The 12,754-nt window shown below is 69.7% G+C and carries 10 protein-coding genes and 1 pseudogene; 7 read left to right on the forward strand and 4 right to left on the reverse strand.

The features are described 5' to 3' along the window. Positions 1–46 precede the first annotated feature (46 nt). Complete coding sequence (locus ACWC2T_RS40820; protein WP_450675360.1) at positions 47–3,547, reverse strand: non-ribosomal peptide synthetase; 3,501 nt, start codon at positions 3,545–3,547, stop codon at positions 47–49. A 6-nt stretch (positions 3,548–3,553) separates the two neighbouring features. Next, positions 3,554–4,807 carry an MFS transporter gene (locus ACWC2T_RS40825; RefSeq protein WP_450675361.1) on the reverse strand — a complete coding sequence of 418 codons (1,254 nt, stop codon included), beginning with the start codon at positions 4,805–4,807 and terminating at the stop codon, positions 3,554–3,556. Between the two features lie 662 nt (positions 4,808–5,469). On the opposite strand from ACWC2T_RS40825, the gene ACWC2T_RS40830 reads away from it, so the two are divergent. The 6 genes from ACWC2T_RS40830 to ACWC2T_RS40855 are packed head-to-tail and all read left to right on the forward strand — an operon-like array spanning position 5,470 to position 11,712. Continuing rightward, positions 5,470–6,477, forward strand: coding sequence for a SagB family peptide dehydrogenase (locus ACWC2T_RS40830; protein ID WP_450675362.1), 1,008 nt, complete (start codon positions 5,470–5,472; stop codon positions 6,475–6,477). Then, positions 6,474–7,517: an alanine racemase gene (locus ACWC2T_RS40835; protein WP_450675363.1), complete on the forward strand. Its 1,044-nt coding sequence runs from the start codon at positions 6,474–6,476 to the stop codon at positions 7,515–7,517. The genes ACWC2T_RS40830 and ACWC2T_RS40835 overlap by 4 nt, the downstream gene beginning before the upstream one ends. Positions 7,518–7,527: 10 nt before the next feature. Continuing rightward, complete coding sequence (locus tag ACWC2T_RS40840) at positions 7,528–8,793, forward strand: MFS transporter (protein WP_450675364.1); 1,266 nt, start codon at positions 7,528–7,530, stop codon at positions 8,791–8,793. Between the two features lie 16 nt (positions 8,794–8,809). Continuing rightward, the gene (locus ACWC2T_RS40845; RefSeq protein WP_450675365.1) at positions 8,810–10,093 is read left to right on the forward strand and encodes a trans-sulfuration enzyme family protein; all 1,284 of its coding nucleotides are present in this window, start codon (positions 8,810–8,812) and stop codon (positions 10,091–10,093) included. 27 nt (positions 10,094–10,120) lie between these two features. Further along, positions 10,121–11,323 (forward strand): OsmC family protein, encoded by a 1,203-nt coding sequence (locus ACWC2T_RS40850; protein ID WP_450675366.1) that lies wholly within the window; start codon positions 10,121–10,123, stop codon positions 11,321–11,323. Continuing rightward, a complete protein-coding gene (locus ACWC2T_RS40855) occupies positions 11,320–11,712 on the forward strand; it encodes a hypothetical protein (RefSeq protein WP_450675367.1) in 393 nt (130 codons plus the stop codon). The genes ACWC2T_RS40850 and ACWC2T_RS40855 overlap by 4 nt, the downstream gene beginning before the upstream one ends. A 29-nt stretch (positions 11,713–11,741) precedes the next feature. On the opposite strand, the gene ACWC2T_RS40860 is transcribed toward ACWC2T_RS40855, so the two are convergent. Next, entirely contained in the window at positions 11,742–12,194 is a 453-nt protein-coding gene (locus ACWC2T_RS40860) for a hypothetical protein (RefSeq protein WP_450675368.1), read from the reverse strand. Here ACWC2T_RS40860 and ACWC2T_RS40865 point away from each other — a divergent pair. Then, positions 12,187–12,591, forward strand: coding sequence for a Tn3 family transposase (locus ACWC2T_RS40865; protein WP_450675369.1), 405 nt, complete (start codon positions 12,187–12,189; stop codon positions 12,589–12,591). The two genes, ACWC2T_RS40860 and ACWC2T_RS40865, sit on opposite strands and share 8 nt — an antisense overlap. Positions 12,592–12,668: 77 nt before the next feature. On the opposite strand, the pseudogene ACWC2T_RS40870 reads toward ACWC2T_RS40865, so the two are convergent. Next, positions 12,669–12,754, reverse strand: a pseudogene (locus tag ACWC2T_RS40870) (IS5/IS1182 family transposase); the annotation flags it as partial.

Below are 12,754 nucleotides of genomic sequence, written 5' to 3' on the forward strand. Positions count from 1 at the left end.
GTGGTCCGGTGCGCCGGTGGCGCGTTCGTGAGCGGGCGGTCGCGGGTCAGTCGGGAATCCGGACCGCGCGTCGTTCGATCCGCTGGATGGGCGGCAGCGGCCGGTGCTCGGCAGGTTCCGTCCCGGCGGCGCCCATCGCCGCGTCGATCGCGGCCGCGAGCCGTGCCACAGTGGGGTTGTCGTAGAACTGCTTCACGGTGATCTCGGCGCCCCAGATGGCCTTGATCTCGCCGATCACCCGCATCGTGAGCAGGGAGTCGCCGCCCACGTCGAAGAAGTCGGCGCTCACCGCGACGTCGTCGAGTTGCAGGGCCTCGGCCCAGATCTCGCACAGGCGGCGCTGGGTGTCCGTGCGCTCCCGGTCCTCCTGGCGGGAGCCGTGCGCGCCGTGCACCGGCCGCGCCACGACCCGGCCGGCCGCGGGGGTGAGCGAGGCGCGGTCGACCTTGCCGTTGCTCGTGGTTTGCAACTGCGCGACCACGACAATGCGGTCGGGCAGCATGTAGTGCGGCAGGACGGCGCGCAGCCCCTCGTACCAGCCGCTGGTGTCGGCCGTGTCCGGGCCGCCTTCCACGGGGACGGCATAGGCGTCGATCTTGCGCGCCTCGGTCGGGCCGGAGGCGACGGCCACCGCGTCGGCCACGCCCGCAAGAGACCGCAGCGCCGCCTCGATCTCGCCGAGTTCGATGCGATAGCCGCGCACCTTCACCTGCTCGTCCGCCCGGCCGACGTACTCCAGCTGTGGACCCGACGGAGTGGCACGTTCGCGCACGAGGTCCCCGGTGCGGTAGATCCGCCGGCCCGGCTGCCCGGCGAAGGGGTGCGGCAGGAAGGCTGCGGCCGTCTTGGCGGGGTCGGCCAGGTAGCCGCGGCTGAGCGCGTCTCCGCCGAGATGGAGGATGCCGGTCTCGCCGGGAGGTACCGGCCGCAGGTCCTCGTCCAGGACCCAGGCCTCGACTCCCGGCAGCGCGCGGCCGATCAGGGCGTTGCCGTGCTTCTCGTCGCCGTCCGCGTACACCGCGACGGTGGCGTCGATGGTGCACTCCGTCACGCCGTAGCAGTTGACGACGTCGCCCTGCGGGCCGAGCAGGCCCCGCACGGACTTCATCTCCTCGGTGTGCACGAGGTCGGAGCCGACGATGAGCAGGTCGAGCCCGCGCAGCGGGGTCTCGGCGTGCCCGTCGGCGTGGGCGGCCAGGCGGCGCAGTACCGGCGGCACGAAGTCCGCGATCCGCACCTGGTGTTCGTCGATCAGGGCGAGCAGCCGCGCCGGATCCAGCATCACCTCGCGCGGGCAGATGACGAGGGTCCCGCCCGAGCCCAGCGCCCGGATGGTCTCGCCGAGGAAGCCGTCGAAGCTGAAGTTCGCCATCTGCAGCTGGGCCAGACCCGGTGCGATGCCGAAGGTCTCCTGCCAGGCGCGGTAGGTGCTCGCGAGGCCGCCGTGGGTGCCCATGGCACCCTTCGGGCGGCCCGTGGAACCCGAGGTGTAGATGACGTATGCGAGCGACGCCGGGTGGATGACGTCCGCGGTGGCCGGGGCTGGCTGTCCCCGGGCCGCCAACTCGTCGGCCGTCAGGACCGGCAGGCCCGCACCGGCGAATCGTTCCCGCAGGGAGGCGCCGGTGACCAGGGCGACGGGCGAGGCGTCGTCGAGGATCTGCCGGTGTCTCGTCGCGGGGTCGTCGGCGTTCAACGGGACGTAGGCGCCGCCCGCCTTCCACACGGCGAGGACGGTCGCGACGAGGTCGATGGAGCGGTCGAGGCAGATGGCCACCCGGGACTCGGCGCCGACGCCGGCCGCACGCAGTCCGTGCGCGAGCCGCTCCGCCCGCTCGTCGAGGTCGCGGTAGCCGATCCGGTCGGTGCCGCAGATCACGGCGGCCTGATCCGGCCGTTGCCGTACGTGCCGTGCGAGGAGTTCCGGCAGGAGGTGGGGGCGGATGGGGCGGTCGGGTGCATCGGCGAGCCGGGCCAGCAGCTCACGGAACCGGTCCGCCAGGCCGCGCACGGTGTCCTCGTCGAGGGTTTCCGCGCAGAACGCGAACGTGCACCGCAGCGCGTCACCGTCCGGGCGCAGGGAGACGTCGAGGTCGGCGGCGACGCTGGTGCGGGGCGCGGAAACCATGCGCACGTCCAGGACGGCGAAGTGGGCGGCCCGGCGTTCGGGCACCAGGTTGAAGAGGGGCAGCTCGGTTCCGCGGCCCTTTCCGGTGCCGGGTTCGAGGGCCCGCAGCAGATCCGAGAGGGGGTAGCGGGCGTGCTCGTACGCCTCGAGCAGTGACCGGGACGCCGTGTCCGAAAGGTCCCGGAAGGTGTCGCCGGCGCGCAGCACCGTGGTGACCGGGACGACGCTCACGCAGTTGCCGACCGTACGGGACCCGTCCTCCGCGGACAGCAGCCGGACGGGCACAGCGACGGTGATCTCCTCCTGTCCGGTGATCTCGTGCAGGAGAGCCGCATAGGCGCTGAAGTACAGGGTGAAGGGGGTGTGGCCCTGCTCCCGTCCCCGGGCTACGGCCCGGTCGACCAGGGCGGCCTCCACGGTGACGACGACCTCGGCACCGGTGCGCCGGTCGCCGGCCCCCTCGGGGCGGTCCAGGGGCAGTTCTGGAGCGGGGATGCCGGTGGGGTAGCGGCCCAGCCAGTAGGCCTCGTCAGCCTGCCGTCGCGAACCGGCCCGATAGGCGCTCTGGGTGCGGACGAACTGCCGGTAGGGGGCGGGTTCGGGCAGCGCTTGCGCGTCCGTCCCGGAGCAGGCCGCGCTGTACAGCGCGCCGATTTCGTCGATCAGGATCTGGAAGGAACCGCCGTCCGCGACGAGGTCGTGGCCCGTGAGGGAGAGCAGGTGCCGGTCCTCGTCGACCCGCGCGAGGGCGATGCGGTACAAGGGTCCCTGCGCCAGGTCGAAGACGTGTCGCGACCCGGCTCGCATGAACGTGTCGATCAGTTCGGCCCGGCGCTCGGCGGGTTCCTCACGCATGTCGGAACGCAGGATCCCGACCTCGTGCCGGCGGATGCTCTGGTGGCTGCCGTCGGGGGCGAAGACGCTGTGCAGGCTCTCGTGCCGGTCCACGACGGTCCGCAGGGCGTCGATGAGTTCGGGGACCCGCAGTTCGCCGCGGAGGTCGAGCACGACGGTCTCGTTGAAGGAGCGGGAGACGTCGTGGCCGAGCTGGCTGAGGAACCAGGTCTGCCGCTGGCCCTCGGTCAGCGGATACCGCTCGCCGTCGGCCGCCGGGCTGTGCTCCCGCTGCCGGGAGGCGTTTGCCGTGGCACGCTGCTCCTGTGCCGCGGCCACGGCCCGGGCCAGGGAACGCGGGGTTCCCTCCCCGGCCAACGCCTCACGCAGAGAGAGCGTGACGCCGAAGCGCGCCTCGATGCGGTGGAGCACGTCGAACATGGCGAGGGAGTCGAGGCCGAGGGCTACCAGCGTGGTGTCGGGGTCCAGAGGGCCGGACGCGGTGAGCAGTGCCTCCAGCTCCGTGGTCAGCGTGGCGAGGACTTCGTCGGTCCGCCGAATTGTCCTGTCGGCCGGGGTACTCACGTCGCCTCACGTTCCTTCGATCGGGGATGTGGGCCGCAGGGGGCGCCCGGCGCCCGCCCGGCCCACCGCGGTGAAGATGCCGGACAGCGCGATCAGCGCGCACGCGATGCCGGAGACCAGGCAGACCGAGGCGACCGAGTAGGCGTTGACCGCCGCGGTGAGGAGGGCGGCCCCGAGCGGACCGACGGCCTGGTGGATGGTCCAGAACGCCGAAGTGACGCGCCCGAGCAGGGCGTCGGGGGTCAGCTCCTGGCGCAGCGACATCGAGCAGATGCCGGCGAGACCGGTGAAGAAGAGGAAGCCGACGGCGAGCGCGGCCACGCCGTAGACGTTCTTGGTGAATCCGATGGCCGCGATGATCAGCCCGCACAGCGTGAACGCGCCGATCCACGTGACACCGAACCCGAGCGTCCTGCGGACGACGGCGACCAGCCCGCCGGCGAGCATGGACCCGATCGTGGCAGCCGCGAGGACATAGCCGACGACGCTGTCCCCCTCCTCCAGGTCGTGCTTCAGATAGAAGATGAAGATGTCGGTGAGGCCCAGGGTGATGAACGTCTGCAGCGAGAGCAGCCCGGTCAGGGCGCGCAGCAACGGGGTCTGCCACAGGAACCGCGCGCCCGCGGTGAATTCCCTCCTGGACACCGTCCCTGCAGGGGCGGGGGCGTGTTCACCCTCCGGTGGCCGGAATCTGATGAGGCTCAGCCCCAGGGCGGATGCGGCGAAACTGGCGGCGTCGATCGCGACGGCGGTCACCGGCCCGAGGGCCGCGCAGAGAAGGCCGGCCCCGGTCATACCGGCGATCGTCATCACGGCGTACGTCGCTTCGAGGCGGCCGTTCGCTGCCGTTATCTGTTCCTTGTCCACCAGGTTCGGGACAGCCGTGACGTACGTGATCTGGAATCCCATGCCGAACACGGCTCCGAGCGGGACCACGAGATAGAGCAGCCACATCTGCGGGGAGATCATCCACAGCAGCGGAATGAGCCCGTAGAGCAGGGATCTCGCAATGTCGCAGACAATCATCAGCTTTCGCCGATCGACTCGGTCGACAATGACGCCTGCGAAAACTCCGGTGCCGATGGAACCCACGGAGGTGAGGCCCGTGAGCAGCCCCATCTGCACCACTGAACCAGTATTGTGCAGGATCAGCAGAGGAAGTGCGACAAGCGAAAACGAATCACCGGCGACCGAAACGCCTTGGCTGATCCAGAAGAATAAGAATGGTCGATTTTTGCGCAACGTACCAGCGATGGTCACTCGCCTCCGGTTGCTTCTTCGAGCCCGCCGACCAGGCAGCCCAAATACCCCTTAATACCTTCGGCCGAACGATCACCAATCCTTACACGCAAGTTTCAAGCCTGTCAAACACTTGCCGGAACCCGATCATGGCGCCTCACGGCACCTTTACAACGACCGCAAACCGGACAATGAATCTCAAGATCCACAAAACACGCCCGCAGCATCCCGCAAGTCCCTGCAAGTAAAGGAGTAACCAAATCCCGTGAGCATATCCAGCGACCGCAAATAAGTGGCTAGACTGTCATTGCTGCAGAGCGCTCCTTGCTCGTGTGTCCACTCCCCTAAAGGTCGGGATACGACACGTGGAGCACTGCGGTGTACGACATGCCCGCCCCCGAAATCTCAGTCAGAGAATGGAGCGTGAACCATGATCGACACCACAGAAAGCGAAATGCGGAACTCCGCTTTCGAGGAACTGCTCGACGACGAATACGACCGCCCCCAGACCTGTCTGGTACCGCCGGCGGCCTGACGTCTTCATGCGCCTGCGCGTCTCTCCACTGTGCGTGTTCACCTGGCGAAGAGGACAGTTGATCTGTGACGATCCGTTGCGGCACCGCCAGCTGGCCCTGAGGCCTGAGGCCCAGCGAGTACTGTTGCACTTCGCCGACTGGAAAGATGTGGCCGAGTCCGCGGAGCCGGGGGTCACTCCGGACCCGCGGCTCGTGCGCCAGTTGCACGAGGCCTGCATTCTGATCGCCGAGGGGACGGCCGAGCACCGGTTCGCTGAGTCTCTCGGGCCCTGGTCCGAGTGGGGCACCGCGGCCACGTACTTCCACCTGGCTTCGCGCACGACCCGCACCGACGACTTCCGCTCCGCGGCCGAGGACACCGCCTGGCTGCTGGAGAACCGGGCGGACCGCCCCCAGCCGGCCGAGATCAAGGAGTATCCGAACGCCGAACGACTGGTGCTGCCGCCGGCTGACAATGCGCGGTTCGCCGCCCAGGGACTGGACTCCGTGCTGCGCAGACGCCGCACCACCCGGAGGTTCGATCACGAACAGCCCGTGCTCACGGACCAGTTGGCCACCCTGCTGTACTGGCTGGCCGGAGTACAGCATGTCGTGGAGTCTCCGGAGTTCCGCCCCTCCCTGCTCAGGGCCAGCCCCTCGGGCGGCGCACGCCAGTCCCTCGAGGTGTATCCGGTGGTCCGGAACGTGACGGGCATCCCCGCGGGTGTCTACCACTACCACCCGACCGCTCACGCCCTTGAGGCACTCGACACCGGTCCGCTCGACGCCGGTCGGCTCGTCGACATGTGCGGCGGGCAGAGCTTTGTCCAGGATGCCTCCGTGGTGCTGCTCTACACATCGGCCCTGGACCGCGTCGCCTGGAAATACCTGATGGGCCGCACCTATCGCACCCTCTACATGGAACTCGGCCACTTCAGCCAGACCGCGTACCTGACCGGCACGGCGCTGGGCCTCGGCGTCGTCTTCACCGCCGCCATACGGGACACAGCGGTCGAAGAGCTGCTCGGCCTGGACTGGCGGCATGAAATCCCGTGCGGCGTCACCGCGGTCGGCGTGCCCGCCCCCGCCGAGGCCGCCCGCCAGGAGGCAATGCTGCACGGAGCGCCGCCCGCCTTCTCCTTCGCCGGCGATGCATGGGACGGGCGGAGCGTATGAGCGCCGGACACACGGCGGACGAACGATCCCCTGGCGGCATCCATGCTCATCTCGACCTCACCCGCCTGCAGAACAACATTGGCCGCTTCCACCAGCGCGTGGCCGAACGGGGTGTGCGCGTCCGCTGCCATGTGAAAGGCCACCGGACCGTTCAGATCGCGCAGCGCCAGCTGGCGGCGGGCGCAATGGGCATCGCGGTGACGCAACTGGCCCAGGCACGCCGGTACATCGCCGCGGGCATCACGGATGTCGTGGTCGCGCACCCCTGGACCGATCCCTGGCGCTGGCGGCTCATCGCCGAACTCGCTGGCCGGGCCCGCCTGTCAGCACACGTCACCACCGAGGAAGCGGTCCGCGGCCTGGGCGCCGCCGCCACCGCGGCGGGGACCACGGTCGGGGTCAGGCTCCAACTCGGCACCGGTGAGGACGTGACCGCGGTGCCGGACGGCCAACTCCTCGCCGTGGCCGCGGCGGTGGCGGCCGAGCCCGCCCTGCGGTTCGACGGCGTCACCGCCTACCAAGGACTCCTGACCGCCGAGCAGGCCCGCCGCCGCGTCTCCATCGGGCGTGCCACCGCCCGCTACGCCATACGGATCGCGGGCGAGATCCGGCGCGCGGGCCTGCCCTGCCCCGGGGTCACGGTCGGCGGCACCCCGACCGCCGAGGGATCCCTGGAGGTGCCGGGTGTGACGGAGGTCTGCGCAGGAGCCTATGCCCTGCAGGACGCCGGCCTCGCCGCGCTCGGCATCTGTACCCCCGAGGACATCGCCCTGCACGTGGCTTTCGACGACCCCGCCACGGCCGACGCCGCCCTGAGCGGATACCCCTACCCCTGGCAGAGCCGGGCCGACTCCCACCCGGTGGGCCCCGAAACAGCCCCGGGCACCCGTGTCGTACCACCGCACGTGTGCGCGCTCCTGCCCCATCTGGAAAGGATCACCGTCTACGACGCTCTCGGCGGTCGGCCCCTCGGCACATGGGAGACGCTCAACGCGCAGGACACACCGCCCGGTCGGCGCCGGCCTGCGGCAGGTTCGTGACCGCATGCCGATGCGCCTCTCAGACGTCCCATGGCGCTCCCTGCCCGCGCGCCTGCACGTCCTGCGTGACCGCTCGTTCCGGCTCTTCTTCCTCGCCCAGCTGACGTCGGCGCTGGGCGATTTCGTGGCAGCTCCCGCGCTCGCCTTCGCGGCCCTCGACCTGCGGGGCTCACCCGGCGACATCGGGGTCGTGCTCAGCGCCCGGACCGTTCCGCTGGTCCTCTTCACGCTGCTGGGCGGCGGCATCGCGGACCGCTTCGCGCGCCACCGGCTGATGCTCGGCGCGGACGTGGTCCGCTTCGTCACCCAGGGGGCTACCGCGCTGCTGGTGATCGGTGGCGGCGCGTCCGTCTGGTCCATCGCGGCCCTGCAGTTCCTCGGCGGGTCGGCGAGTGCGGTGTTCACCCCCGCCGTCTCCGGTCTGCTGCAGTCCCTGGTCGAGCCGGCACACCGCCAGACGGCAAACTCCCTGCGCGCCACCTCCCAGTCGGCGGTGATGATCGCCGGGCCGCTGCTGTCCACCCTGCTCGTCCTGCCCTTCGGGGCGGGGTGGGCGCTCGCCGCGGACGCCGCGACCTTCGCGGCGAGCGCGGTCTGTCTCGGACAGCTGCGGCTCCCGCCGCAGAGCGCAGCGGCCGAGCCGTGGCGCATGGTCGATGCCCTGCGCGTCGGCTGGCACGAGGTGCGCGCACGTTCCTGGGTCTGGTCGCTCATCCTCATGGCCTCTGCCGCCAACATGCTGTACTCCGTGTTCACGGTGCTCGGCCCCGTGCTCAGCGAGCGCGAACTCGGCGGGCGTGGTGCCTGGGGCGTGGTCCTCGCGTCGTTCGGCTGCGGTGCGGTGCTGGGCGGCGCGGCCGGCATCTGGCTGCGGCCCCGGCGACCTCTGCGGGCCGCGACACTCGTGGTCACGTTCCTGGCCGCGCCACCGCTCGCCCTGTCCCTGACCGGCTCCCTGCTGCCCGTCATGGCGGCAGCCGTCGCCGGTGGCACCGGGTTCATGCTGTTCAACCCCCTGTGGGAGACCGTGCTCCAGCGCGAGATCCCGGCCGACCGGCTCTCCCGAGTCAGCGCGTACGAGTGGTTCGGCTCGTACGCCGCCCAACCGGTCGGTCTCGCGCTCGCCGGTCCGCTGGCCACATCCACGGGAGCGCGCACCGCCCTGCTCGCCACCGGGACAGCACAACTGCTCGTCGGTCTGCTGCCGTTGGCCGTCCAGGAAGTGCGCTCCTACGAGCCCCCCGCCGAGGGCGCCGCGGGCCTCGACGAGACATGAAGGAAGGAAGTGCACAATGACGAGATCTCAGGGGAGCACTCCGGGTGCCGGACAGGACCGCCCCTGGCTGAACAGCCTCAGGCGGGGCCGGGTGCCCGGCCCGCGCCTGGCCGAACAACGCGTCATGGACGGCACCGGCCCGGCCACGCGCAGCGTGCACGCGGGAACGTACGAGGACCCGGTGACCGGAGCCGTCGGGACCCCCGTGTTCCAGAGCAGCACCTTCGCCTTCAGCGAGGACACGTACCAGGCCTTCGAACAGGGCGACATCCGCGACGTGCCGATCTACGGACGATACGGAAGCCCCAACCAGTGGGCCGTCCAGGAGAAGGTGGCCTCGCTGGAGGGTGCCGAGAGCGCCATGGTCTTCTCGTCGGGGATGGCCGCCATCACCACGACACTGCTGGCCCTCACCAACTGGGGCGGCCACATCGTCAGCTCGCGCGATGTGTACGGCGGGACGTTCAACCTGCTGCGCGAGGACATGCACCAGCTCGGCCGCGACGTGAGCTTCGTCGATCCCACGGAAATGGACACGGTCCGGGCCGCGATCCGCGACGAGACACAGGTGCTCTTCTTCGAGAGCCTGACCAATCCGCTCCTGAAGGCGGCCCCGCTGGCGGACCTGGCACGTCTCGCCGCGGAGCGAAACCTGCTGCTGGTCGTGGACAACACCTTCCTCTCGCCCGTCTTCCTCCGGCCGCTGGAGCACGGCGCGCACATCGTGATCCACAGCGCGACGAAATACCTCAACGGCCACAGCGACATCACGGCCGGTGTGGCCTCCGGCTCACGCAAGTACATCGACCGGATCTGGGCCCAGTCGCTGAAGTTCGGCGGGACCCTCGACGCCCTGATCTGCTTCCTGCTGGAGCGGGGTCTGAAGACACTGCCCCTGCGGATGACGCGCCACCACGAGAACGCCGTCGCCGTCGCGACCTTCCTCGCCGGTCACCCGTCCGTCCGCCGGGTCCATCACCCCACGCGCCCGGAGTACCCGTATCCCTGGCTGGCTAGGCTGTGCCCCGACGGCTGGGGCGGCATGGTGTCGTTCGAACTGACGGGCGGCGACGATGCGGCGCTAAAGTTCCTCGGCCTGCTGCGCATCCCCCGGGTCGCCACCAGCCTCGGCGGCGTGGAGTCACTCGTCAGTCTGCCGTTCAACACGTCCCACAGCTTCCTGACGGAAAGACAGCGGCGCGAGGTGGGCATCGAGCCCGGACTCGTGCGTCTGTCCCTGGGCATAGAGGAGGCGGACGATCTCATCGCAGACCTCGACCAGGCCCTTCTCGCACTCTGACCCCGAGCCAAGGACAGGAGAACTCCCATGCGCAACGGCCTGAACGTCACAGGGGTCTCGGAGATGGTCCACGAGATGCGCGAGCTGCCCGCGGAGGCGGTCGCCGACTTCAGCGTGGCGTGCCCGGCAGCACCCGCTGCCGACGGCACCGTGACAGCCGCCACCCGAACCGCCCGCATCGGCACGCTCCGCGCAGCCCGGCCGTTCACCCTCACACACCGGCTCTCCGGGGCACCCGGACCGGTCGGATCCCATCCCTCACCGTATGAGTCGGCGATCGCCGCGCTCGCCGCCTGCGCGCTGATCACCCAGGTCAACGGCCTCACCGCGCGCGGCGTGACGATCGGCTCCCTGCAGGTGACCGCGCGGGCCGAGCTGCAGCTCGACGGCTCGGGCCGCCCGGCGGCGGGGCGGCCCCTCGAGAACATCCGCTGGCGCTGCGACGTGGAGTGCGACGCACCGACCGACACCGTCGAGTCCGTCATCCGGCTCGTCACCGCGTTCAGCCCCAACCACCGGGCCTTCACCGATGCCTGCCTCTTCGACCGCGTGAGCATCGATGGCAGGCCACTGGCCGATCCGTACGCCCCGGCCGACCCAGCCGGTCCGGCCTCCACCGTCGCCGGTACCACGACGGTGGAGGCCATGGTGGTCTGGGAGTACGGGTCCGAGGCGACGTACACCACCGCGACCTCCGTCGAAGGCACCCGCCGCACCACGGTCCCCGGCACCCGTGCGCACACCGTCGATCAGGCCAAGCAGATGCTCGGCATCGACAAGGGACCCAACTCCCAGGAGATCCTCCTGGCCGCGGTCTGCGCCGAACTCCACGCCGTCGTGGACGCCACCCCGGCCACGGCGCCGCTCCTGCGGGCCGGCGGCAGACTCGACAACCGCGGCATGATGAACGTCCTGCGCTCGGCCCCCAGCCGATTCCACGACCTCTCCCTCGACGTGGTCGCACCACAGGTCGACGTCCCGTCGGCAGCGGACCTGGTCCGCGCCGCCCTCGCACGCAGCGTTCTGGTGGCGACCCTGTCCCACGCGCGCACCGTCGACGTCGAACTGTGGCACAACGGCACTCGGGCCCTGAGCTGCGCCACCGACACGGCCGGAGCCGAAGCGATGCGCGACGAGCTGACGCGACGCGCGGCGGCGCAAGCCGCCACGGCGGGCGCCGGGGCAGATGACACCCGCACCGCCGACGCCCCGGACGGGTCTGTCCAGTGACCGTACAGACCCCCACCCGTCCCAGCGAGGAATACCGGACCCCGACGGAGGCGGAATGGGAGGAGTTCCTCGGCCACTTCGAACGCCGCCGCGTCGCCCTGGGCGACTGCGGTCGGGCCTACGGAACCAGCTGCGTCCACGAGCACAGCTGTTTGCGATGCAACCTACTGCGGCCCGACCCCGGCCAACGCCACCGCATCGTGGCCATCCGCGACAACCTGCTCGACCGCATCGCCGAAGCCGAGAAGGAAGGCTGGATCGGCGAGGTCGAAGGACTTCGCGTCAGCCTGGCCGGCGCGGAGGACAAGCTCACCCAGATTGACCGTCGAACCGCAAACGGCACCACTGTCGACCTCGGTCTTCCCGCCGCCAGAAGCAGGACAAGATGAATATTGCCCCGGCCCGTCGCAGCTCGGGCTCAATACAGAGTCGGGAGCACCCGGGCCACTGCTTCATGGAACTGGATCTGCAGCGGCTCAAACTGCCTACTGGCCTGCTTACACTCCTCCACGTCCTTCGCCCACACCGACTCGCCCGCAACGGTTCGCAGTTCCGTAGCAAGCGCTCGAATTTCATCGTCGAAGACCCGGGCTCGTGCCATCTCTAGACTCAGTACGGCTGCTGACCAGCCTGCCGCTGTCGGAGTTTCCCAGACCCGAGCGGTCCATTCGCCCGTCTCCTGGAGCTCAGCGAGCAATCTATCCATCTCGTCATAGACTGCCTTGATCAAATCAGTGACCGCAGTCTGCAGAGCCAGAATGCTTTCTCGCTGGAAAGCATCACGGGCTGCCTGCCGATCACGCTCGAACTGCTGATCACGAGCGGCAGCCTCGCGACTCCCAGTAATCCGTTCCTTGTAGATCGTGAGCACCGATGTCGTGAGAGAGCCGAGCGCGACACCAACGAACCCGAACACAGCGTCTGAAGCCACGTCCACGCTCCCTACCCCAAGTGGCCTGAGCCGTTCTTACCACCGTGGTCATGTCGCGACACGGAGCCAGTTCAGAGAACACGTCAACACCCTGCTGCTTCAGCAGATCCTCGCCGAACCCGAGTGGGCCGAACGTCTCACCGACGCCGACCGGCGGGCCCTGTCCCCGCTGTTCTGGACCCACATCAACCCCTACGGCCGGTTCGAGCTGGACTTGAACAGCCGCCTGGAACTGGACCTGGCGGCCCGGGCCGCGACGGTGCCCGGCCCGCGCACCGCGCCCGAAGCGGAAACCGCCCGATCGGCGGCGGACGGTGCGGCCGGGTCGGCATCCTGAAGAACCGTAGCCCCGTCAGCCCGTCCAAGCTCCACGACGATCAGGTGAGCGACAGCAGTCGGGCACAATGAGCCCTTTCAGCGTTGCCTCTCCAGAGTGAGGATGGCTTTGGCGATGACGGCCATGAGGTTGGGGCTGCAACGCGCTCTGCGGAAGATCCGCC

Source organism: Streptomyces sp. NPDC001393, assembly GCF_053597455.1.

Coding starts and splice junctions, on each gene's coding strand:
- ACWC2T_RS40845 (WP_450675365.1), top strand. CDS start 8,810: ATGACGAGATCTCAGGGGAGCACTCCGGGTGCCGGACAGGACCGCCCC.
- ACWC2T_RS40840 (WP_450675364.1), top strand. CDS start 7,528: ATGCGCCTCTCAGACGTCCCATGGCGCTCCCTGCCCGCGCGCCTGCAC.
- ACWC2T_RS40850 (WP_450675366.1), top strand. CDS start 10,121: ATGCGCAACGGCCTGAACGTCACAGGGGTCTCGGAGATGGTCCACGAG.
- ACWC2T_RS40835 (WP_450675363.1), top strand. CDS start 6,474: ATGAGCGCCGGACACACGGCGGACGAACGATCCCCTGGCGGCATCCAT.